Raw genomic sequence first — 21,325 nt, 5'->3', positions numbered from 1 at the left:
CCCCACCCTCTCCCCGCAAGCGGGGCGAGGGAGCGCGAGCGTCTCCCGTCCCTTACGAGGCAAGCCTCACGGGTTGTTGCCAACCGCCGCCCATGACATCATCCGGATCCCGAGTCATCTCTGCCCTCTGGATGCCTGATGCCACGCCGGAAATTTGCCTGGGAGAAGCTGTCGGACGACGAGTTGCTCAAGCAGCGCCTCTCCAGCCTGAGGGTTACGGTCGAGGGCACCTGGCTGGAGGATTGCGTCGCCACGCTCCACGAGGAGCTCGAGGAGCGCGGCATCCGGCTGCGGCCGCACACGTGGATCTCGAGCGAGTGGTTCAGTCCGGGCGGTGTGCCCGGCATCGCTGTCCCCTTCTATCTCGCCCATCCCCGCCTGATGAAGCTCGAGAAGAAGATGATGTTCGACGTCGAGGGCGGGACCTGGCGCGAATGCATGGCCATCCTCCGTCACGAGGCGGGCCACGCCATGCAGCACGGCTATCAGTTGCAGCGCCGCCGGCGCTGGCAGCAGCTGTTCGGCCCGTCATCGAAACACTACCCGCGCTACTACCGGCCCAACCCGGCCAGCAGGCGGTACGTGCAGCATCTTCGGCTGTGGTACGCGCAGAGCCATCCGGATGAAGACTTCGCCGAGACCTTTGCGGTGTGGCTGCGGCCGCGTTCGAACTGGCGAACGCGATATGCCGGCTGGCCCGCGCTGAAGAAGCTCGAATATGTCGACGAGCTGATGAGCGAGATTGCGGGAAAGCGGCCGCTGATCACGACGCGGGAGCGTGTCGATACGCTGGGGCGGCTCAGCCAGACGCTCGAAGAGCACTACAAGAAGAAGCAGGCGTTCTACGCCTTCACGCCAGCGAAGACCTACGACCGCGACCTCTCCCGGCTGTTTTCCGCCGATCCGCGGCATCACCGCTCAAAGCCGGCTTCGGCCCTGATCAGGCGGCATCGCGCCCAGATCAGGCAATTGGTCGCGCGATGGACGGGCGAGAACCAGCTCACGCTCGATGCCGTGCTCGACGAGATGATCTCCCGCTGCCGCGAGCTCGATCTGCGCGCCGTCGGCTCTGAACAGAAGCTCGTTCTCGACTTCACCGTCCTCGTGACCGCCAAGACCATGCATGCGATGTTTGGCCCGTCTCGGCGGAAATGGATCGCGCTATGAGACGCCTCCGTATTCTGGTGCTGATGCATCCGGACTTCCTGCCTCCGGACTCTTCCGACGGCTACACCGCGCAGGAAATCAACAACTGGAAAACGGAATACGACGTCGTGAGCAACTTGCGCGCGTCGGGCCATGAGGTTCGCGCGCTCGGCGCGCAGGAGGAGATCAGGCCGGTCCGCGAGGCGATCGAGGAGTTCAAGCCGCATGTGGTTTTCACGCTGCTGGAGGAATTCCACAACAACGTCGCCTACGACCAGCACATCGCGAGCTATCTCGAGTTGATGAAGGTGCCTTATACCGGGTGCAATCCGCGCGGCCTGATCCTGGCGCGCGGCAAGGATTTGTCCAAGACACTGGTGCATCATCGCCGGATCGCGGTGCCGACCTTTGCCGTTTTCCCAATGCGACGCAAGGTGAAACGTCCGACGCGTCTTGCGCTGCCGCTGATCGTCAAGAGCCTGAACATGGATGGGTCTTCCGGCATTTCTCAGGCCTCCATCGTCGATACCGATGAAAAGCTCGCAGAGCGCGTCGCCTTTATCCACGATCGGAGCGAAACCGCCGCCATCGCCGAGCAGTTCATCGAGGGGCGAGAGCTTTACGTCGGCGTGCTCGGCAACAACCGCCTGCGCGTTCTGCCGGTTTGGGAATTGAAATTCGGCAGCATGGGCGGGCGCAGGTCCCGGCACATCGCCACCGAGAAAGCCAAGCATGACACGGACTATCAGGAGCGCGTCGGCATCGTCGACGGTCCGGCGAAGGACCTTGCGCCCGAAGTCACCGCGCGCATCCAGCGCGCCGCGAAACGCATCTACCGGGCGCTTGGACTCGACGGCTACGCGCGCATCGATTTTCGTCTGGCCGCCGACGGCACACCGTATTTCATCGAAGCCAACCCCAACCCCGAGATCGCGAAAAACCAGGAGTTCGCCACGGCGGCGCAACACGACGGGCTGAAATACCAGGACCTCCTGCAGCGCATCCTGACGCTCGGGATCAGCCGCGCCAAGGCAGGCGTGTCGTTGGGGTGACGGTGGGCGTAACTAGCTCGCCTCGGCCTTTGCGCTCACCACCTCCGCAAACGACTTGAAGAACTCGCCGGCGAGCTTCGTCGCCGTCGAGTTGATCAGCCGCGCACCGAGCTGCGCAAGCTTGCCGCCGATCTGCGCATCGACGTCGTAGTACAGCACCGTGACATCGGCGCTCTCGGATTCCAGCCGCACGAGCGCGCCGCCCTTAGCGAAGCCGGCGACGCCGCCGGAGCCTTCCCCCGAGATGCGATAGGCGTTCGGCGGATCAAAATCGGACAAGGTCACCTTGCCGCTGAACGTCGCTTTCACCGGGCCGACCCTGAAGACCACCGTCGCGGTCATCTCGTTGGGTGCGGTCACATCGAGCGACTGGCAGCCGGGGATGCACTGCTTCAGCACTGCGGGATCGTTCAGCGCCGCCCAGACCTCTTCGCGTGAGGCTGGGATACGCTGGCTGTCGTTCATCTGCATGATCAATCACTCTCTGCTTGCTGTTTGACTGGCGGCGCGCTGGCCGCGCCGCCGCTCCCTTGTGATCTCGGCGAGGATCGACATCGCGATCTCCTCCGGCGTGATGGCGCCGAGATCAAGCCCGGCCGGCGCCTTGAAATCATCGATTGCGGCGCTACTCACGCCTTCCGCGACCAGTTTTGCACGCAGCGAGGCCATCTTGCGGCGGCTGCCGACGAAGGCGTGGTAGTCGGCTTTGGTCGCGACCGCCGCACGCAGCGCGGCCTCGTCACCCTTGCCCTGCGTCGACACCACGACGAAGCGCTTTGCCTCGTTGAGCTCGCCGAAGCTGTAGCCATCGATGATCTCGTCGGCATCCGGCCGTACCGTGAGATCGGCGGAAGGCGCGGCGAGCGTGACGTGATAGCCGAGGGTCCGCGCCTGTGCAGCGAGCGACAACGCCACCGGGCTCGCACCCAGGATGACGACCGAGGGATGCGGCAGCACCGGCTCAACGAAAATGTCCATCGTGCCCTTGCTCGGGCACATGTTGCTGGCGAAACGGACGCCGCCGCGGCTCTCGCCCGCGCTGACGCCGAGCTCGGCCAGCAGGTTTTCCGGCTGCACCGAGACCATGCGCGGCTCTCCGTCCGCGAGCGCCTCGCGCGCCGCTTTCAGCACCGCGCCTTTGGCGCAACCGCCGCCGATCCAGCCCGCGACGATGGTGCCATCGGCGGCGATGATCGCCTTGGCGCCGGCCTTCGCCGCGGTCACCGACACCGTACGCACCACGGTTGCCAACGCGAAGGCGCGCTCGGCAGCCTTCATCTGCGCGACGAGATCCAGCACTTCGACATGGGCGGTCATCGGACTATCCCTCAGAGCTTCGCCAGATAGGGTTCGAGCGCACGCAGGCTTTGCAGCGAATTGGCGGGCGCATAGAGATCGACATGCGGCAACGCCGCCTTGATGCCCCGCGCCTCCGGCGCATAGCCCTCCCAGGCCATCATCGGATTGAGCCAGACGATGCGGCGGCAGCGCCGGCGCAGCGCCGCCATCTCGCGGCCCAGCAATGCTGCATCGCCGGTCTCGTAACCATCCGACACGATCATCACGCAGCTGCGCGAATGGATCACGCGTGCGGCATGCCAGCGGTTGAAGGTCTGCAGGCTCTCGCCGATTTTCGTGCCGCCGCCCGCGCCCTGCGCCATGATCGAGAGCCGGTCGAGCGCGCGGCCCGCATCCTTCTCTTTCATCGCATCGGAGACGTAGGCGAGCCGGGTGTGGAACAGGAACGCCTCGGCCTCGCGGAACTGATCGAGCACGCCGTGGATGAAGCGCAGGAACACCGCAGTGTACATGCTCATCGAGCCCGAGGCATCGAGCAGCACGATCAGCCGCAGCGGCTTATCCTTGCGCTGACGCTTGACGAGGCTGATCGGCACGCCGCCATGGCTGATGTTACGATGGATGGTACGGCGAAGATCGAGCCGGTAGCCGCGGCGGCGCGCGAGATCGCGCCGCGTCAGCCGCGTACGCATCACTCGCGCCAGCTGCGCTGCGGCCTCGTGGGCCCGCGCGACCTGATCGGGATCACTGAGCTTTCGGAAATCGACCTCCGCAAAATTGTCCGCGCGTGCGGCGCCTTCCATGCGGCCCTCGCCGGAGCGGCCTTCTGGAGCATCGTCGGAAGACGGAAGCTGGTCCGTGATGGATTGGCTGCCGCCCTGCTCGGCTTTGGTCTCCTGCAAGCTCTTCAGCGACGGATTGCTGGCGCCCGGCGCCGATCCCATCGTTCGGGAGCGCGAGCGCACGCGCTTGCCCAGCCAGAACGCATCGAACAGGCCATCGAACTTGTCCCAGTCGGACTTGCGCGCCGAGAACAGGTGCTTGAACGCCGCGCGCAATAGCCCCGGTCGCGCCGCGTAACCCTCCGACATCAGCGTCGCCGCGTCCTGCCCCTCGGCGAGTCCGATGCGGAAACCGGCATCTCGCAAGGTCCGCAGGAACGCCGCAAGCTTCGCGGACACGAGGCGCGAGACCGCGTCGAGATCGTCGTATCCGGGGCTGGAGCCGCAGCAACTCATGCGACCTTCCCCAGCAGGCGCTGCGTTACCTTCGGCGTGACGCGGGCGCGGTCCTCGTGGGTCTTCAACAGGCAGATCAGCGTCTCATGCACCGTCTCGGGCGCATCGTGGAGATCGCTGATGTCGAGACCGATCAGCGCCGCCGCCCAGTCCAACGTCTCTGCGACGCCCGGCACCTTTCGCAATTCCTCCTTGCGAACGCCCTCGACCATACGGGCGACCTGGAGCGACAGCGAGGAGCTGGCACCCACAACGCGCGCAAGGATGATGCGGGTCTCGCGGTCGACATCGGGGTAGTCGACATAATGATAGAGGCAGCGGCGGCGCAGCGCGTCGGAGAGCTCGCGCGTGCCGTTCGAGGTCAGCACCACGTGCGGGATGGTGACGGCGGGAATGGTGCCCAGTTCGGGAATGGAGACCTGGAAGTCGGACAGCAGCTCCAGCAGGAAGGCCTCGAACTCGTCGTCCGCGCGATCGATCTCGTCGATCAGCAGCACCGGCGCCTGCGGCCGGCGGATCGCGGCGAGCAACGGACGCTCCAGCAGGTATTTTTCCGAGAAGACCTGGTCCTCGATGCTGTCGGCCCCGCGATGCGCCTGGATCGCCAGCAACTGGCGCTGGTAGTTCCACTCGTAGAGCGCCGAGGACTGGTCGAGGCCCTCATAGCATTGCAGGCGGATCAGCTCGGTCGCGTGCACTTTTGCAAGTGCTTTGGCGACTTCCGTCTTGCCCACGCCCGCTTCGCCTTCGAGCAGCAGCGGACGCCGCAGCAATTGCATCAGCGAGATCGCGGTCGCAAGCTCCGCATCGGCGATGTAACCCGATGCGGACAAAGCTTGCGCGATCTCGTCACGGCCTCTCATCGTTACGCCACCGCCCCCAGATCCTTCGCCGCCTTCCAGTTGCGCCAGAAGTCGTGCGGCATCTGGATGTGCGTAGACCCCAAGAACGAGAACGCATCATTGACGGCGTTGGAGAAGGCCGGAACGCCGCCGACATTCGGGCTTTCGCCGACCCCCTTGGCGCCGATCGGGTGATGCGGCGACGGGGTGACGGTGAAGTCGGTCTCCCAATGCGGCGTCTCGACCGCGGTCGGCATGAAGAAATCCATGAACGAGCCGGTGACGACGTTGCCGACCTCGTCGTAGCGGATCTCCTGTCCCATCGCGATGGCGAAGGCTTCGGTGAGGCCGCCATGCACCTGGCCCTCGATGATCATCGGGTTGATACGGGTGCCGCAATCATCCAGCGCGTAGAAGCGCCGGACCTTGTAAACGCCGGTATCGACATCGATGTCCATCACGCAAAGATAAGCGCCGAACGGATAGGTCATGTTGGGCGGATCGTAGTAGCTGACCGCCTCCAGCCCGGGCTCCATACCCGGCGGCACGGAGTTGTACGCTGCCCAGCAGATATCCTTCATCGACATGAACTTTTCCGGCAGGCCCCGGACGCGGAAACCGTCGATGTCGAATTCGAGATCGTCCTCGTGGACCTCGAGCTTGTAGGCCGCGATCATCTGCGCCTTGGCCTTGATCTTTCGCGCAGCCATCGCGATCGCGGCGCCAGCAACCGGCGTCGAGCGCGAGCCGTAGGTGCCGAGCCCATACGGCGCGGTATCGGTATTGCCCTCTTCAACCATGATGTTGTCGGCGGGAATGCCGATCTCGGTGGCGATGATCTGGGCCCAGGTGGTCTCGTGGCCCTGGCCCTGGCTCTTGCTGCCGACGCGCGCGATACCGGCACCGGTCGGATGCATGCGGATCTCGCAAGAGTCGAACATCGCGATGCCGAGGATGTCGCAATTCTTCGACGGGCCGGCGCCGACGATCTCGGTGAAGAAGGAGATGCCGAGCCCCATGATATCGCGGGTCTCGCCACGGGCGAACGCGGCGCGCTTGTCGGCCTGCTCCTTCCGGAGCGCGGCGTAGCCCGTCGTCTCCATCATCTTGCGCATGGCGGTGTGGTAGTCGCCGGAATCGTATTCCCAGCCGAGCGCCGAATGATACGGGAATTGCTCCGGCTTGATGAAATTCTTCAGCCGCAGCTCCGCCGGATCCATCTTGAGCTTCTGCGCCAGAATATCCATGGCACGCTCGATGCAGTAGGCGGCCTCCGTGACGCGGAACGAGCAGCGGTAGGCGACGCCGCCCGGCGCCTTGTTGGTGTAGACGCCGTCGACAGCCAGATGCGCGGTCGGGAAGTCATAGGAGCCGGTGACGATATTGAAGAATCCGGCCGGCCATTTCGACGGATCGGCGCAGGCGTCGAACGCGCCGTGATCGGCGAGCACGTGGACACGAAGCCCCGTGACCTTTCCGTCCTTGGTCGCGGCGACTTCCGTCGTCATGTGGTAGTCGCGCGCGAACGAAGTCGCAGTCAGGTTCTCGATGCGGTCCTCGACCCATTTCACCGGCTTGCCGGTGACGATGGAAGCCACCGCCGCGCAGATGTAGCCGGGGTAGGCGCCGACCTTGTTGCCGAAGCCACCGCCGATATCAGGCGCGATGACGTGGATCTTGTGCTCCGGAATCTTTGCGATCAGCGCCACCACGGTGCGGATCACATGCGGGGCCTGGAAGGTGCCGTAGATCGTCAGCTCACCCTTGATCTTGTCGAACGAGCAGACGCACTGGCAGGTTTCCAGCGGCGACGGATGGGTGCGGTGATAGGAGATCATCTCCTTGATCTTGACGTCAGCCTTGCCGAAGGCCGCGTCTGTGAGGTCCTTGTCGCCGACTGTCCACTCAAAAATGTGGTTGTTGTGCTTGCGCGGACCATGCGCGCCGGATGTCTTGCCGACGAGGTCCTCGCGCAACACCGGGGCATCCGCATCCATCGCCTTGAAGGGATCGACCAGCGGCGGCAGAGGTTCGTATTCGACGATGACCGCGTTGATGCCGTCATCGGCCGCATAGCGGTCGGTCGCGACCACGAAGGCCACTTCCTGATTCTGGAACAGCACCTTGCCGTCGGCGAGCACCATCTGGACGTCGCCGGCCAAGGTCGGCATCCAGGCGAGGTTGACCGTCTTCAGCGTCTCGGCGGTGATCACCGCGAGCACGCCCGGGACCTTCAGCGCCTCGCTGTCGTCGATCTTCTTGACCCGCGCATGCGGATGCGGCGAGCGCACGAAGTCGCCATGCAGCATGCCCGGCAGCTTGACGTCGTCGACGTAATTGCCCCTGCCTTGGGTGAAGCGGATATCCTCGACGCGCTTGCGCTTGCAGCCCATGCCTTCGAGCGCGGCGGTGCGTTGTTCCCGCGTGGGAGTGAGGTCATTCATTCTGCGGCCTCCTGGAATTCCACACCGTTGATCTTGGCGGCGGCGTATTGAATGGCTTTGACGATGTTCTGGTAGCCGGTGCAGCGGCAGATGTTGCCGGAGATGCCCATCCGGATTTCCGGCTCGCTTGGCGAGGAGTTCTCTTTCAACAGCCGATGCGCGCGGACGATCATGCCGGGCGTGCAGAAGCCGCATTGCAGGCCGTGCATCATGCGGAAGCCCTCCTGCAGGGCCGACAGCGTGCCGTCGGCGTTGGCCATGCCTTCGACAGTGATGATGTCGCTGCCCTCAGCCTGCACCGCGAACATCGTGCACGACTTCACCGACATGCCGTCGATATCGACCGTGCAGGCGCCGCAATGCGTGGTCTCGCAGCCGATATGGGTGCCGGTCATCTGCAGATTTTCGCGGATAAAGTGCACCAACAGCGTGCGTGGCTCTACGAGGCCTTCGACCTCGGCGCCGTTCACCTTCATGGTTACGTGTGTCTTTGCCATCGGTCCCCTCCCCTTACTTGGCGACGGAAGCGGCGCGCTGCAGCGCCCGCGTCACCATGATGCCACCGACATGTTTTCGGTATTCGACCGGCCCTCGCGCGTCCGCGGCCGGCGCCATGATCGCTGAGGCTGCCGCAGCCGCCTTCTTCAGCGCGGCTGTATCGAGGCTGGTGCCGATCACAGCCTTGGCGGCGTCGACGGCGAACAACGGCGTCTCATGGACGTTGGTGAGACCGATCGAGCAGGTCGCGACCTTCCCGCCGGACATGGTGAGGACAACGGCCGCCGCCGCCGTGGCGTAGTCGCCGACCTTGCGCTTGAGCTTCTCGTAGGCGTAACCGTGTCCGGCTGCGGGTACCGGCACCGAGATGGAAGTCAGGATCTCGCCGGGCTCGAGCGCGGTGAAATAGGCGCCCTGATAGAAATCGGCCGCCGCGACATCGCGGGCGCCGCCTGCGCCTTCGAGGCGATAGCTCGCCCCCAGCGTCATCATCAACGCCGGCATGTCGTTGCCGGGATCGCCATTGGCGACATTGCCGCCGATCGTACCGCGGTAGCGCACCTGCGGATCGGCGATCAGCAAGGCCGCTTCGTGCAGGATCGGCACGGCCTTGGCGACGTCGTCGGAGGCCAGCAGCTCATGCTGGGTGGTCATCGCGCCGATGACGAGATTTTGGCCGTCGCGGCTTATGCCTTTGAGTCCGGCGATGCCGTGCAAATCGACCAGATGGGTGGGGGTCGCGAGCCGAAGCTTCATCATCGGCACCAGACTGTGCCCGCCGGCCAGTGGCCGCGCATCCTCACCGAGGTCGACCAAGAGTTTGACGGCGTCGGCGACACTCGCTGGCCGGTGATAGCTGAATGATCCCGGGATCATCGTCTCCTCCTCGTCGTCCTTGGCGCGTGAGGGCGCGGACGTTGGAGCGGACGGTCACTCCCGGCTTGGCTGCCTGCAATCTCTGGGGCACGGAACAGCGGATTTCGCACGAGTTGAGGGTTTGGGCGCACGAATTGCGTCAGGTGCCGCGACGTATGGCGCTTCCCTTCACCTCGCCCGCTTGCGGGGAGAGGTCGGATTGCATCGCAAGATGCAATCCGGGTGAGGGGGTACAGGTCTATCGACGATCTCACTCGCGGAAAGAGCCCCTCACCCCAACCCTCTCCCCGTAAGAACGGAGAGAGAGAGTTTTAGGCCTGCCGCCTATTCACCAGCCCCAGCCGCGCCTTCACCTCGGCGATCTTGGCCCGGCTGACCGGCACCCGGTGCGGAGACGGGCCGTCGAGCTCGAGCACGGCGCCATCGCCCTCTTTCCGCACCAGCGCGACATGGGGGATGGCGACGATATGGCTGCGGTGCACCCGCAGGAACAGCGAGGGATCGAGCTGCGCCTCGGCCTCCGAGATCGACCAGAGGCACATCCGCTCGCGGGTACCATCGTGGACGCGGGTGTAATGCGCATCGGCCCGGACGCTGCGCACATTGGCCGTCTCGATGAAATGGGTTCCGTCGGCACTCTCGACCGGCAACCGCGGCGCCGGTGCGCGGGGCGGCTGGCCAAGGCCGCCGAGCGGCCCCATCGGGCGCGGAGCCGCAACCGGCGCAGCAATCAGTTCGATGGTGGCCGCCGCAACCGGCGCAGCAACCGGTTCGGCGGCCACAGAGTTCGAAATCTGACGCCGCTGATCGGGAACCAGCGACAACAGGAAGCCGGCCGCAATGACGAAGCACAGCACCGCTACGATGATCGACAGGATTTGCTGCGATGCGGCAAGGCCGCCGCCGACATGGTGGTGCGCTGCGCCCGTCAGCGGCTCAAAATGCATGCCGAGCATCGCCGTATAGTGCATGCCGGAGACGGCAATACCAAAAGCAATCGAGCTGACGATCAGCCGAACGCCCTCCTGCTGCGCCAGGAAGGCGCGCAGGCCGCCATAAGCGGTGACAATCGCAACCGCGACCGACAGCAGCACCATCGTCTGGTCGTGCACGATGCCGAAGGGACCGGCCAGGCCATGGATCCCGACATAATGCATGCTGACGATGCCGACGCCGAGCAGGACGGCCGACGAGGCCACCCTCTTTAATGAGGGCTCGCCGATCGAGACAAAGAACAGCGAGATGCCGACCACCAGCGCGCAGATCAGGAACGAGATGATGGTGGGCAGGACAAGATAGGTGGTGTCGGGCGGCAACGGCGCGGCCAGCATGCCGACGAAATGCATGGTCCAGATGCCGACGGCCAGAAACGCGGCCGCACCCGCGAGCAGCACGCGGTTACTGACGCCGGGCGTGTTGCGGATGCGAGCCGCAAGCGCAAAGCCGGTATAGCCACCCAAGCTCGCGATCGCCACTGAGAGCGCAACGAGATAGGGATCGTGTCCTTCGAACATGATCTTGTCGGCCGCCCCGTCTCCACGGCACGGCCTCCTCCCGCCGCCGACCTTATAGGGACGGCGGCGGGATTGACAATCAGCGGCGTGTGACTTGGCACGGTGCCAGACCCTCATGGTGAGGAGGCGCGCAAGCGCCGTCTCGAACCATGCAGGCCCACTGAGGCCTTCATCCTTCGAGACGCGCTACGCGCTCCTCAGGATGAGGAGCGCGAGGCATTGTGACGGCTACACAATTCCCGCCGCGACCTGGCCGCGCAGACGCTCTAGGCCGAGCAACGTCTCCGCACAGGCGGCCGCGACCTCGACGCCCTTGATCGCAAAATGCCTGCGGAAGAAATCGTAGTGCACCTCGGTCTCGTGGAATTGCTGCGGCGTCAGCACGGCCGAGAACACCGGCACCTCGGTGCGGAGTTGCACGTCCATCAGCGCCTTGATCACGGTGTCGGCGACGAACTCGTGGCGATAGATGCCGCCGTCAACGACAAGACCGGCCGCGACGATCGCGGTGTAGCGCCGCGTCTTGGCGAGGATCTGCGCGTGCAGCGGGATCTCGAACGAGCCTGGCACCTCGAACACGTCGACATGGGTGAGATGGCGCGCCTCGGCTTCCTTGATGAAGGCGATGCGGGCCTCCGCGACCACGTCACGGTGCCAGCAGGCCTGTATGAAGGCGACCCGCTGCGGCTTTGCGAAGCGCGGATGCTCGGTCGCCGGGCCTTGCGGAACCGGCGGTTGGGTGACTTCAGAAGTTTCGGTCTGGGGATCTTGCAACATCTGATTCATGGCTTTCCTCTTAAGGACCAGAATCAGGGCACACGGAACGACAAACAGCCGCATCTCGCGATGCGTCCGCCACCGACCGTTCTCTTTCATCCGGACTTTAACCGTCGGCTTCGGAGTCGCACCGAATCTGCTGACCCTTCCCTTCGGTAAAATCCTTTTCAGGAAGAACCTGGGGGAAGGCGCTCGCGGGCTTAGGCCTTTCGGCCCTTACCGCCGGTGGGGACTTTCACCCCGCCCTGAGAACATCGGCCGTCCGGAATGAACGGCCTAAGGCGAAATATGACGCCGGTTCGGGGCCGCAGCAAGCGCGTTCCGCATGGGAAAACCGCATGGTCCCATGCCGACTTGGAGGTTCTCTTGACGGGCTGGCCCTCGCGCGGCGGAATTAACGATTTGCGCGCTTCCTGCGAGTCCGATTCCGATTTGTTCTTTTCGTTAATAATTGTGGCCGAGATGAGCTGTGGACGAACGAGTCATGGCTTGTGGACGGACTCGGCAGCCGGTTGCGCAGATTCCGCAAATCACATCAGTTGATCCGCGACAAGCCGCGCTGATCCTGGGATCGCGAGCGACTCCGAGAAGATCGCACCAGCGACTTCGAGGGAATCGCCTTAGCGATATTTAAGGGAGCGCGCGCCGGACCAACCGCGTGCGTATCAAAGACAACAAAAAGGCAAGAGGTCGAGACGGCATGTCCCTGCTCGAAGGCACTATTGATTCCCGAAATCACCCGCTCGCGGTGGTCGAGGATATCGCTGCCAGCAACAACTGGCCGTTTGAACGCTCCGGCGAAGACGAGCTCACCATTGTCTCGAAGGGACAGTGGACCGACTACCAGATCTCGTTCACCTGGATGGGTGAGATCGAGGCGCTGCATCTTGCGTGCGCCTTCGACATGAAGATTCCGGTCGCCCGGCGAGGCGAGGTGCAGCGGCTCGTTGCTGCCGTCAACGAGCAGTTGTGGGTTGGCCATTTCGATCTGTGGACCAGCACCGGCATGGTGATGCACCGCCAGGCGCTGGTGCTGCCGGGCGGGCTCACTGCCTCCACTGCGCAATGCGAAGCGATGCTCGCCGGTGCTATCCACGCCTGTGAACGCTACTTCCCGGCGTTCCAGTTCGTGGTGTGGGCGGGCAAGAGCACGACGGAAGCCATGAACGCCGCGATGTTTGACACGGTGGGTGAGGCGTAAGGCCTCTCTCAAGAAGTGAGGGAGCCATAACTCCTTCCCCGCGTCGTCCCGGACAAGCGAAGCGCCGATCCGGGACCCATACCGCGTGATTTCTCGGTATCGCGGAATGCTTGTTGCCAACACCTCCATCCACTAAAACCGCTCGTGGTTACGCGACGAGCGCAAGCGCTCGCGCGGGGGTCCCCGTCTTCGCGGGGACGACACCGAGCAAGTGGCAGCAGCGATGGCGAACAGCACTCTCAAAAACATCACCGGCACCATCCTTCTCGCCGGCGCCGGCAAGATGGGCGGCGCGATGCTGACCGGATGGCTGGCGGGCGGGCTCGATCCGCGCCGCGTCGCGGTGGTCGATCCGTTCATCTCGCCCGAGATCACCGCGCTTGCGGCAAAAGGCGTCGCGCTCAATCCCGATGCGACGGCGGCAGGCTTTGTCGAGACAATGGTCGTCGCAGTGAAGCCTCAGATGTTCCGCGAGGCCGGCGCGAAACTGAAATCGTTCGTCTCGGAAAAAACATCAGTGGTCTCGATCATGGCGGGAACCACAATTGCATCGCTTCAGGAGGTCTGCGGCGGTGCCGTGGTGCGCGCGATGCCGAATACGCCAGCCGCGATCGGCCGCGGCATCACCGTGGCTGTCGCGGCGAACAATGTCAGCACCACGCAGCGCGCGGTGGCCGATGCGCTGCTGCGCGCCACCGGCTCGGTCGAATGGGTCGAGGATGAAAGCCTGATGGACGCGGTGACCGCCGTCTCCGGCTCGGGCCCGGCCTATGTGTTCCTGCTCGCCGAAGAGCTCGCGCGCGCCGGTGTGGAGGCGGGCCTGCCCGAGGCGCTCGCGACAAAACTCGCGCGCGAGACGGTCGCCGGCTCGGGCGAGTTGCTGCATCAGTCGGATCTGCCCTCCGCCACGCTGCGCCAGAACGTCACCTCGCCCGGAGGCACCACCGCCGCCGCACTCGGCGTGCTGATGGGCGAGCCGGGCTTGCGCGATCTGATGATCCGCGCGATCGCGGCGGCGACGCAGCGATCCAAGGAGCTAGCGAAGTAAGCAGGTGTCGTAGAGCCTGTGAGCCAATACGTTTTTCTTTCGGCCTTGGCCATCAAGGGGCGTTAGTGCTCCGTGATGGCAAAAGGCGGAGGTGCCAGCCGTCTGGTTTGGTTCCTGGATTATGGTTTCGCGAGACGATGTCCTTGCAGGATGTTGTTGGTGAGGGCGTACCAGAGCACGACGGCGCGAACCTTCTCGATGCCGCGCACGGTCAGTTGTCTGAGGTTCCAGTTCCGCCATCGGGCATGGATGCATTCGCAGATCGTGCGGGCTTTGTACTGTGCCTTGCCGGCTTCGCTGGCCATGCGCGCACGCCAGACCGCTACTCCAGGACCGTCGCTGCTCCGGGGTAAAAAGGGATCGACACCGCTCCTGGAGTTGGGGGGAGGACAGTAGACCTCGATCCCTTCGCCGTGCGCCCATTCGATGTCCTCGCCACTGCAGAACCCGCCATCGGCGAGGTAGCGGCGTGGCAAGCGCTTCAGCCGAGCGCGGGTTCGCTCCAACATCGGCCGCATCAGGCCGCGATCTGATCCATTGTTGTCGACATCGATCGCGACCACGATCAGTTCGCCGGCCGCGCTGGCCACCTGCACATTGTAGGCCGGACGGAAGCCGGCATCGGCCATTTTCATCACCCGGGCCTGCGGGTCGGTGGTGGAGGCCCGGGGCTCCTTCGGCTTCTTGCCGTGCCGCCCTTGTCGTCGAGTTGCTTTCGCTTGCGCTTGATCTCGTCCAGAGCCCTCTGCGCAGCCTGCACCCGCTCACTGCGTTCGCGCGCCGCGCGCTCTCTGGCGGCCCGGATACGCCGATTGCTGGCTTCCGGATCCGCATCAATCTCGCGCTTAAGTTCTTCCACCGCGGCCGTCGCCTGCGCCATCTGCCGCTCGAGCGTTGCCTCCCGCCGGAACGAGCCGGTCCCCGCATTTGCCCGTATCCGCACCCCGTCCTGAGCCAGTTTCTCCAGATCGACCAAGCCCGCCGCGTTCAGGGCGACCAGATGTTCGACCAGCAAACGGTCGAGCAATTCGGCACAGCCGACCCGGAAGTCAGACAGCGTGTGATAGTTCAGCGAGACCCCGCCACAGAACCAGCGATAGACGTCGTGACTGTCGCAGAGCCGATCCAACGCCCGCGCGCTGCCGACGCTGTCGCTCGTCCCGTACAACCAAAGCGCCAGCAGCAACCGTGGCGATGGCGCCGGATGACCCGGCCGGTTCTCCCGCGCCTTGACGCGATCTTCCAACTCGCTCAGGTCGAGCCCTTCGACATAAGCCCAGATCACCCGCGCCGGATGATCCTGCCCGATCAGGCTATCGATATCGATCGCCCGCAATTCGACCTGATTGCGTACTGGCTCGCGCAGCCGAGGCGCGCCCCGCGGCACCGCTTCGGTTCGCGGTGCCGGCTGTTCCGGCAATTCGCCAAAAAGTCCGTCGTCAGCCATCATTCTCTCCAGCAAAGCAATCCGCTTAGAGAATCATATCCGCTCGACCCTCGGTATGAAAAAGATTCACAGCCTCGTAGGGTGGGCAAAGCGGAGCGTGCCCACGATCTGTATCTATCACAGAGAGATCGTGGGCACGGCGCGTTGCGCCTTTGCCCACCCTACGGCACCGCGCCCTTGGCTAGCCGCTTGTTGAACATCTCGACATTGACGAGCCCGCGCGCGTGGCGGCCTTCGCCGAGCCTGCGCGCGCCCTCGAATGCCTCGACCTCGAAGCGGATGACGCGACGCTCGACCGCGACCACCTTCGCGGTGGTCCGCACCGTCGCGCCGACCAGCGCTGCTGCGAGATGGCGGATATCGACCTCGGTGCCGACGGTGACCCAGCCAGGCTGAAGCGCGGCGCGGATCGCGTCGCCCGACGTCATCTCCATCTCGAGGATCATCATGGGCGTCGCATACACAAAAGGCATGCCCGGCACGAAATGCCCGACCGTGCGCTCGGCCGGCACCAGCAGCTTGCGCTCGGCGCTCATGCCAATTGTGATGAAGTCGCGTGCATCCATGGTGCTTACTCAGTGTCGTCCCGAACGAGCCGGGACGACAGCCATGATTGGAGCTACCGCGGTGGCTACTTCTTCGCAGCCGCCGCGCGCTCCACGAACGTCTTGCCACCCTTCATCTTGTGGCGAAGCGGGGCTTCGTTGATCTGGATGACGACGGCATCGGCATCGACGCCGAGATTCTTCACCAGTGCCTGGGTGATGTCGCGCATCATGCCGGCCTTCTGTTCGTCGGTGCGGCCTTCGGCCATGCTGACGGTGATCTCAGGCATTCTTCTCTCCCTTGCGGCCGAACACCGGCCATTGACGGTCGCCATCAAACAAGTCGTGGATGCCCGGGACAAGCCCGGGCATGACGACATGCGGGAATGGCTATCCCCACTTTACGTCATGGCGGGCCAGGACCTCGCGCACTTTTGCGACAAGATCAGACTCGCTGCACGAGAACTGCGCCGGCCGCGTCTCGCGCCATTCCTGGTTGGAGGCGATCGCGGCGGCGGCCTTGGCACCCTCGATCAGATCCTTGATCTGGAGCTCGCCGCGCGCCTTTTCATCCGAGCCCTGGATGATCACGCAAGGCGAGTTGCGGCGGTCGGCATATTTGAGCTGGTTGCCCATGTTCTTGGGATTGCCGAGATAGAGCTCGGCGCGGATGCCCGCGGTGCGCAAGGACGCCACCATCTTCTGATAGTCGGCGACGCGGTCGCGATCGAACACGGTGACGACGACGGGGCCGAATTCGGGCCGCGTGTCGAGCTTGCCGAGCAAGGTCAGCGCGGCCTGCAGGCGCGAGACTCCGATGGAGAAGCCGGTCGCCGGCACCGGCTCGCCGCGAAAGCGCGAGACGAGCCCGTCATAGCGCCCGCCGCCGCCGACCGAGCCGAAGCGTACCGGGCGGCCCTTCTCGTCCTTGGTCTCGAGCAGCAGTTCGACCTCATAGACGGGACCGGTGTAATATTCGAGACCGCGCACGACGGAGGGATCGATCTTGATGCGATCCGCGCCGTAGCCCGACGCCGTCACCAGTTTTGCGATTTCTTCCAGCTCGCTCACACCGGCCTGACCGACTTCGCTCTTGGCGAGGTAGGTCTCTGCGGCAGCAATCGCCTCTTTCCAATCGTCGCGCGGCCTAGTGATGGCGAGAACAACGTTGGCCTCGGCTTCGCTCAGGTTAGCGCCTTTGGTGAAGTCGCCCTTGCCTTCTTCACCGCCATCCCACCGACCGGGGCCGAGCAGCTTGCGCACTTCGTCGGCGGAAAACTTGTCGAGCTTGTCGATGGCGCGCAGCACGGTCAGCCTGCGGCCTGCGTTCTCGTCACCGCCGAGGCCGATGGCTTCCAGAACGCCATCGAGCACCTTGCGGTTGTTGACCTTCACGACATAGGAGCCGCGCGCGATGCCCAGCGCTTCCATCGTGTCCGCCGCCATCATGCAGATCTCGGCATCCGCCGCCGGCGTTGCCGAGCCGACCGTGTCGGCGTCGAACTGCATGAACTGGCGGAAGCGGCCGGGGCCGGGCTTCTCGTTACGGAAGACGTAGCCAACGCGGTAGCTGCGATAGGGCAGGACCAGACCGTCGGTGCCGTATCGCTCGCCGACATAGCGCGCCAGCGGCGCGGTCAAATCGTAGCGCAAGCTGATCCACTGCTCGTCGTCATCCTGGAACGAGAACACGCCCTCGTTGGGACGATCCTGGTCGGGCAGGAATTTGCCGAGCGCGTCGGTGTATTCCATCGCCGGCGTTTCCACGGGCTCGAACCCGTAGAGCTCGTAGACGGCGCGGATCTTCTCGACCATCTCGCGCGTCGCCCGGATCGCGGCGGGATCGCGATCCTCGAGCCCACGCGGCAGGCGCGCCTTCAGTTTCTGCGGTTTTTTGGGTTTTTCGGCCATGCGGGCGTTTACCAGCCAGGGCGCGAAGCGGCAACCGCTGGCTTCCCCCCTACGGCTGCTCCATCCGCGCCCGAAGGGCATCGGCGTCCGCTTTCGGCAATGACTTCAGTGTCGGCTTGATGGTTTCGCCGCCGACGATCTTGCCGTTGCGCATGAACATCCAGTCCGAGATGTCGGCTTCAACGAACTTGACCTCGTCGCCCGCCCGTTTGCCGGGCAGATCACGCGGTTCGTTGGCGAACAGGCCCGAATAGGTGCCGTCGGGCTGCTTCTTCACCTCGGCGATCCAGATGTGCTCGCCGCCCCGGCGGGTCGAAAAGCGCACTTTCAGGGAATGCCCGCTCTCCGACGGTTTGGGCGATTCATAGGAGGCCCAGAAAATGGGGAGCGTGCCGCGGGCGCGTGCGATCGCGGTGTTCATCTCGGGATCGGTGGTGCGCACATCGACGATCGGCGAGTGGTCATCCGCTGCGACCTCGTGCGTGGGGCCAATGGTCAGGATGCCGAAGACGGAGATGCCGGTAACGACGGCAAGAATGACCCATTTCAGGGGCTGGGGGAGTTTAGCCATGATCGCTGTCCAGGATGCCTCAAGGTATTGGGCTTTGTCGCGTGATCACAGCGGTGCGTTCATGGCGCCGATGCCAGCCAGCGTTCCCCGGATGCTGCGCAGCGCGCCGCCTCTTGGCGGCGTGGTGCGCTGCTGATCCGGGGTCCATCTGCGGCGAGATGGGTCCCGGCTCTGCGCAGCAGCGTTCCACGCTGCAGCGCGTCCGGGACACGAGATCTCAATCCAGCTTCCTGATCCAGTTGTGGGGATCGTTGGTGCGGCCGTACTGGATATCGACGAGTTGCTTGCGCAGGCCCATGGCGACGGGGCCGGCGGTGCCGCCGCTGATGTCGAAATCGCCGCTGACCGAGCGCACCTTGCCGATCGGCGAGATCACGGCCGCGGTGCCGCAAGCGAACGCTTCCTTGAGCTTGCCGCTGGCCGCATCCTTGCGCCACTGGTCGAGCGTGTACGGTTCCTCGCGCACGGTCTTTCCGGCATCGCGGGCGAGCGCGATGATGGAATCGCGGGTGATGCCGGGCAGGATGGTGCCGAGCGGCGGCGTCGACAGCGAGCCGTCGTCGAACACGAAGAACACGTTCATGCCGCCGAGCTCCTCGATATAGCGGCGCTCGACCGCATCGAGGAAGACGACCTGGTCGCAGCCGTGCTGGATCGCTTCGGCTTGCGCGCGCAGGCTCGCGGCATAATTGCCGCCGCACTTGACGGCACCGGTGCCGCCGATCGCAGCGCGCGTGTAGTTCTCCGAGACCCAGATCGAGACCGGCGCGGGGCCGCCCTTGAAATAGGAGCCGACCGGCGAAGCGATCACCGCAAAAATATATTCGGACGACGGCTTGACGCCGAGGAAGGTCTCGCTCGCGATCATGAAGGGCCGCAGATAAAGGCTGCCCTCGCCGCCCGGCATCCAGGCGCGGTCGATGCGCACGACCTGCTCGACCGCCTCGATAAAGACGTCCTCGGGGATCTGCGCCATCGCCATGCGGTCGGCGGAGTCCTTGAAGCGCCGCGCATTGGCGTCGGGACGGAACAGGTTCACGCCACCATCGTCGCGCTTGTAGGCCTTGAGGCCCTCAAAGATTTCCTGGGCGTAGTGCAGGACGGCGCCGGCGGGATCGAGCTGGAAGTTGGAGCGCGCCTCGACGCGGGCCTCATACCAGCCGCCCTTGGCCTGGTTGTAGCGGACGACCGCCATGTGATCGGTGAAGACCCGGCCGAAGCCGGGGTCCACCAGCTTGGCGACGCGGTCCTTCTCGGGGACTGGATTGGATGCGGGCTGGATGTCGAATTTCATGCTCATGTCCTTAGGCCTCCCGCTGCCGGTGGCGGCGCTGTTCTGGCGCCTGCCGACCCTGTTCGGGCCCGGCTGGCTTGATGTGGTTTCTGGCCGGACCGCCGCCAGCCTTGTTACGGCCGGTTTCCGTGGCCAGCATGTCCGCGGAGGACATGCTTTTGCGGAAGGCAGAAGTCCAGTATGTTTTGCCGAAATGCCGCTCGACAATCGCACGGTAGATCTGCTTCGGCCGTCGTCGCCTGTCCGGCTTACCCCGGCCGCTCCTAGAACTGCCAGCCCACACGAAACGATCTAAAATTTCGTGCGGACTGATCGTTTTGTAACATTGAACCCAAGATACGTCAATATGCCTGACATAAATTTCGCGACTCCCTCTCAAGACGCTGTCGAGCCAAGGCCGGCCGCAGGCGAAGGAGGCAATTTGCGCTGGGATATCATCGAGCTGCTGTTCTTCGCTTATCGCGACTTCGTCGGCGATCCCGACCAGGAGCTGGAGGCGTTCGGCTTCGGCCGGGCCCACCACCGGGTCATGCATTTCGTCTTTCGCTATCCCGGCCTCAAGGTCGCCGATCTGCTCGACGTCCTGCGCATTACAAAACAGTCCCTCGGCCGGGTGCTCAAGCAGCTGCTGGACGAGGGCTATATCGTGCAGAAGACCGGCGACAATGACCGCCGCCAGCGCCTGCTCTACGCGACGCCGAAGGGCGAGGCGCTGGTGCAGAAGCTTGCAGGTCTCCAGACCACGCGGATCACCAAGGCGCTTGCCGAGATGGCGCCGCAGGATGCCGAGACCGTCAAGCGCTTCCTGCGCGCGATGATCGACCGCGAGGATCCGGACAAGGTGCTCGAGACGATCTTCGCCACCACCGTCAATCAAGACGGAAAGGAGTGATCGTGCCGTTCGCTGCCACGCTCGCCCGCCCGCCGGTCGAACCGGCCGACGATGCTCCGCATCTGCTGCTGGTCGACGACGACCGCCGCATCCGCGATCTGTTGTCGCGTTTCCTCGCCAGCGAAGGCTATCGCGTCACCACCGCGGCAAGCGCCGGCGATGCGCGCTCGAAGCTGCTGGGTCTGCATTTCGATCTCTTGATCCTCGACGTCATGATGCCCGGCGAGACCGGCTTCGATCTCGCCCGTTTCATCCGCACGTCTTCCTCGGTCCCGATCGTGATGCTGACGGCGCGCCATGAAGCGGAAGCCCGCATCGAGGGGCTCCAGATCGGCGCCGACGACTACGTCGCAAAGCCGTTCGAGCCGCGCGAGCTTGCGCTGCGCATCAACAACATCCTCAAGCGCGCCGCCCCGCCGCCGCAAACCGCGGCGATCGAGAAGATCGTCTTCGGTCCCTACGTCTACCATCTCGAACGCGGCGAATTGCGCCAGGGCGAGGAGGTCATCCACCTCACCGACCGCGAGCGCGAGATGCTGCGGATTCTCTCGGAGACACCCGGCGAGACCGTGCCGCGCAGCGCGCTGACCGGCAACGGCAGCGTCAACGAGCGCGCCGTCGACGTGCAGATCAATCGCCTCAGGCGCAAGATCGAGACCGATCCGGCCAATCCGCTGTTCCTCCAGGCGGTGCGCGGCATCGGCTACCGGCTGGTAGCCTCGCCATAAAT

The 21,325-nt window shown here is 64.5% G+C and carries 20 protein-coding genes, 1 pseudogene and 1 riboswitch; of the genes and pseudogenes, 6 read left to right on the top strand and 15 right to left on the bottom strand.

Annotated features, from left to right (window positions below):
- Positions 1-138 precede the first annotated feature (138 nt).
- Together IVB29_RS05395 and IVB29_RS05390 are read left to right on the top strand one after the other, a co-directional pair.
- Positions 139-1,167 (top strand): putative zinc-binding metallopeptidase, encoded by a 1,029-nt coding sequence (locus tag IVB29_RS05395; RefSeq protein WP_247502334.1) that lies wholly within the window; start codon positions 139-141, stop codon positions 1,165-1,167.
- Positions 1,164-2,198, top strand: a complete 1,035-nt coding sequence (locus tag IVB29_RS05390; protein WP_247502332.1) for an ATP-grasp domain-containing protein — start codon at positions 1,164-1,166, stop codon at positions 2,196-2,198. The genes IVB29_RS05395 and IVB29_RS05390 overlap by 4 nt, the downstream gene beginning before the upstream one ends.
- Before the next feature lie 12 nt (positions 2,199-2,210).
- Here the strand turns inward: IVB29_RS05390 and IVB29_RS05385 are convergent, their stop codons facing one another.
- The 9 genes from IVB29_RS05385 to IVB29_RS05345 form a co-directional block, all read right to left on the bottom strand.
- Positions 2,211-2,669, bottom strand: a complete 459-nt coding sequence (locus tag IVB29_RS05385) for a carbon monoxide dehydrogenase subunit G (RefSeq protein ID WP_247502331.1) — start codon at positions 2,667-2,669, stop codon at positions 2,211-2,213.
- A 6-nt stretch (positions 2,670-2,675) separates the two neighbouring features.
- Complete coding sequence (locus IVB29_RS05380) at positions 2,676-3,515, bottom strand: XdhC/CoxI family protein (protein WP_247502330.1); 840 nt, start codon at positions 3,513-3,515, stop codon at positions 2,676-2,678.
- A gap of 11 nt (positions 3,516-3,526) precedes the next feature.
- A complete protein-coding gene (locus tag IVB29_RS05375) occupies positions 3,527-4,735 on the bottom strand; it encodes a VWA domain-containing protein (protein ID WP_247502329.1) in 1,209 nt (402 codons plus the stop codon).
- A complete protein-coding gene (locus tag IVB29_RS05370; RefSeq protein WP_247502328.1) occupies positions 4,732-5,598 on the bottom strand; it encodes a MoxR family ATPase in 867 nt (288 codons plus the stop codon). The genes IVB29_RS05375 and IVB29_RS05370 overlap by 4 nt, the downstream gene beginning before the upstream one ends.
- Before the next feature lie 2 nt (positions 5,599-5,600).
- Positions 5,601-8,021, bottom strand: coding sequence for an aerobic carbon-monoxide dehydrogenase large subunit (locus IVB29_RS05365; protein WP_247502327.1), 2,421 nt, complete (start codon positions 8,019-8,021; stop codon positions 5,601-5,603).
- Entirely contained in the window at positions 8,018-8,518 is a 501-nt protein-coding gene (locus tag IVB29_RS05360) for a (2Fe-2S)-binding protein (protein ID WP_247502326.1), read from the bottom strand. Before IVB29_RS05360 ends, IVB29_RS05365 begins: the two co-directional genes overlap by 4 nt.
- 13 nt (positions 8,519-8,531) lie before the next feature.
- Positions 8,532-9,395: a xanthine dehydrogenase family protein subunit M gene (locus IVB29_RS05355; protein WP_247502325.1), complete on the bottom strand. Its 864-nt coding sequence runs from the start codon at positions 9,393-9,395 to the stop codon at positions 8,532-8,534.
- 311 nt (positions 9,396-9,706) lie between these two features.
- A complete protein-coding gene (locus IVB29_RS05350) occupies positions 9,707-10,909 on the bottom strand; it encodes an MHYT domain-containing protein (protein ID WP_247502324.1) in 1,203 nt (400 codons plus the stop codon).
- A gap of 228 nt (positions 10,910-11,137) precedes the next feature.
- Positions 11,138-11,695: a 6,7-dimethyl-8-ribityllumazine synthase gene (locus IVB29_RS05345; protein WP_247502323.1), complete on the bottom strand. Its 558-nt coding sequence runs from the start codon at positions 11,693-11,695 to the stop codon at positions 11,138-11,140.
- Between the two features lie 74 nt (positions 11,696-11,769).
- Positions 11,770-11,943, bottom strand: a riboswitch (FMN riboswitch).
- Between the two features lie 443 nt (positions 11,944-12,386).
- On the opposite strand from IVB29_RS05345, the gene IVB29_RS05340 reads away from it, so the two are divergent.
- Together IVB29_RS05340 and proC are read left to right on the top strand one after the other, a co-directional pair.
- A complete protein-coding gene (locus IVB29_RS05340; RefSeq protein ID WP_247502322.1) occupies positions 12,387-12,887 on the top strand; it encodes a YbjN domain-containing protein in 501 nt (166 codons plus the stop codon).
- A gap of 223 nt (positions 12,888-13,110) precedes the next feature.
- Entirely contained in the window at positions 13,111-13,935 is an 825-nt protein-coding gene (proC, locus tag IVB29_RS05335) for a pyrroline-5-carboxylate reductase (RefSeq protein ID WP_247502321.1), read from the top strand.
- Between the two features lie 119 nt (positions 13,936-14,054).
- Here proC and IVB29_RS05330 read toward each other — a convergent pair.
- From IVB29_RS05330 to IVB29_RS05305, 6 genes and pseudogenes are all read right to left on the bottom strand, one after another.
- Positions 14,055-15,385, bottom strand: a pseudogene (locus IVB29_RS05330) (IS1182 family transposase).
- A gap of 158 nt (positions 15,386-15,543) precedes the next feature.
- A complete protein-coding gene (locus tag IVB29_RS05325; RefSeq protein WP_247502320.1) occupies positions 15,544-15,948 on the bottom strand; it encodes a hotdog domain-containing protein in 405 nt (134 codons plus the stop codon).
- 65 nt (positions 15,949-16,013) lie between these two features.
- Positions 16,014-16,262, bottom strand: coding sequence for a tautomerase family protein (locus IVB29_RS05320; protein WP_256466870.1), 249 nt, complete (start codon positions 16,260-16,262; stop codon positions 16,014-16,016).
- A gap of 55 nt (positions 16,263-16,317) precedes the next feature.
- Positions 16,318-17,838 carry a histidine--tRNA ligase gene (gene hisS, locus IVB29_RS05315; protein WP_247502319.1) on the bottom strand — a complete coding sequence of 507 codons (1,521 nt, stop codon included), beginning with the start codon at positions 17,836-17,838 and terminating at the stop codon, positions 16,318-16,320.
- Between the two features lie 49 nt (positions 17,839-17,887).
- Positions 17,888-18,412 carry a DUF2314 domain-containing protein gene (locus IVB29_RS05310; RefSeq protein WP_247502360.1) on the bottom strand — a complete coding sequence of 175 codons (525 nt, stop codon included), beginning with the start codon at positions 18,410-18,412 and terminating at the stop codon, positions 17,888-17,890.
- 214 nt (positions 18,413-18,626) lie between these two features.
- A complete protein-coding gene (locus tag IVB29_RS05305) occupies positions 18,627-19,709 on the bottom strand; it encodes a branched-chain amino acid aminotransferase (RefSeq protein WP_247502318.1) in 1,083 nt (360 codons plus the stop codon).
- Between the two features lie 340 nt (positions 19,710-20,049).
- Between IVB29_RS05305 and IVB29_RS05300 the strand changes: the two genes are divergently transcribed.
- Positions 20,050-20,595: a MarR family transcriptional regulator gene (locus tag IVB29_RS05300; RefSeq protein ID WP_247502317.1), complete on the top strand. Its 546-nt coding sequence runs from the start codon at positions 20,050-20,052 to the stop codon at positions 20,593-20,595.
- Positions 20,592-21,323, top strand: coding sequence for a response regulator transcription factor (locus IVB29_RS05295; RefSeq protein WP_247502316.1), 732 nt, complete (start codon positions 20,592-20,594; stop codon positions 21,321-21,323). Before IVB29_RS05300 ends, IVB29_RS05295 begins: the two co-directional genes overlap by 4 nt.
- The last annotated feature ends 2 nt before the right edge of the window (positions 21,324-21,325 follow it).

The sequence above is a fragment of the Bradyrhizobium sp. 1 genome, assembly GCF_023073315.1.
Classification (GTDB): Bacteria; Pseudomonadota; Alphaproteobacteria; order Rhizobiales; family Xanthobacteraceae; genus Bradyrhizobium.
The sequence above is the reverse complement of the archived record's forward strand: the minus strand, read 5'-3'. Positions and strand labels throughout refer to the sequence as shown.

Coding starts and splice junctions, on each gene's coding strand:
- IVB29_RS05380 (WP_247502330.1), bottom strand. CDS start 3,515: ATGACCGCCCATGTCGAAGTGCTGGATCTCGTCGCGCAGATGAAGGCT.
- IVB29_RS05385 (WP_247502331.1), bottom strand. CDS start 2,669: ATGCAGATGAACGACAGCCAGCGTATCCCAGCCTCACGCGAAGAGGTC.
- IVB29_RS05375 (WP_247502329.1), bottom strand. CDS start 4,735: ATGAGTTGCTGCGGCTCCAGCCCCGGATACGACGATCTCGACGCGGTC.
- IVB29_RS05320 (WP_256466870.1), bottom strand. CDS start 16,262: ATGGCGACCGTCAATGGCCGGTGTTCGGCCGCAAGGGAGAGAAGAATG.
- IVB29_RS05360 (WP_247502326.1), bottom strand. CDS start 8,518: ATGGCAAAGACACACGTAACCATGAAGGTGAACGGCGCCGAGGTCGAA.
- proC (WP_247502321.1), top strand. CDS start 13,111: ATGGCGAACAGCACTCTCAAAAACATCACCGGCACCATCCTTCTCGCC.
- IVB29_RS05365 (WP_247502327.1), bottom strand. CDS start 8,021: ATGAATGACCTCACTCCCACGCGGGAACAACGCACCGCCGCGCTCGAA.
- hisS (WP_247502319.1), bottom strand. CDS start 17,838: ATGGCCGAAAAACCCAAAAAACCGCAGAAACTGAAGGCGCGCCTGCCG.
- IVB29_RS05350 (WP_247502324.1), bottom strand. CDS start 10,909: ATGTTCGAAGGACACGATCCCTATCTCGTTGCGCTCTCAGTGGCGATC.
- IVB29_RS05355 (WP_247502325.1), bottom strand. CDS start 9,395: ATGATCCCGGGATCATTCAGCTATCACCGGCCAGCGAGTGTCGCCGAC.
- IVB29_RS05340 (WP_247502322.1), top strand. CDS start 12,387: ATGTCCCTGCTCGAAGGCACTATTGATTCCCGAAATCACCCGCTCGCG.
- IVB29_RS05395 (WP_247502334.1), top strand. CDS start 139: ATGCCACGCCGGAAATTTGCCTGGGAGAAGCTGTCGGACGACGAGTTG.
- IVB29_RS05325 (WP_247502320.1), bottom strand. CDS start 15,948: ATGGATGCACGCGACTTCATCACAATTGGCATGAGCGCCGAGCGCAAG.
- IVB29_RS05370 (WP_247502328.1), bottom strand. CDS start 5,598: ATGAGAGGCCGTGACGAGATCGCGCAAGCTTTGTCCGCATCGGGTTAC.
- IVB29_RS05305 (WP_247502318.1), bottom strand. CDS start 19,709: ATGAGCATGAAATTCGACATCCAGCCCGCATCCAATCCAGTCCCCGAG.
- IVB29_RS05345 (WP_247502323.1), bottom strand. CDS start 11,695: ATGAATCAGATGTTGCAAGATCCCCAGACCGAAACTTCTGAAGTCACC.
- IVB29_RS05390 (WP_247502332.1), top strand. CDS start 1,164: ATGAGACGCCTCCGTATTCTGGTGCTGATGCATCCGGACTTCCTGCCT.
- IVB29_RS05300 (WP_247502317.1), top strand. CDS start 20,050: ATGCCTGACATAAATTTCGCGACTCCCTCTCAAGACGCTGTCGAGCCA.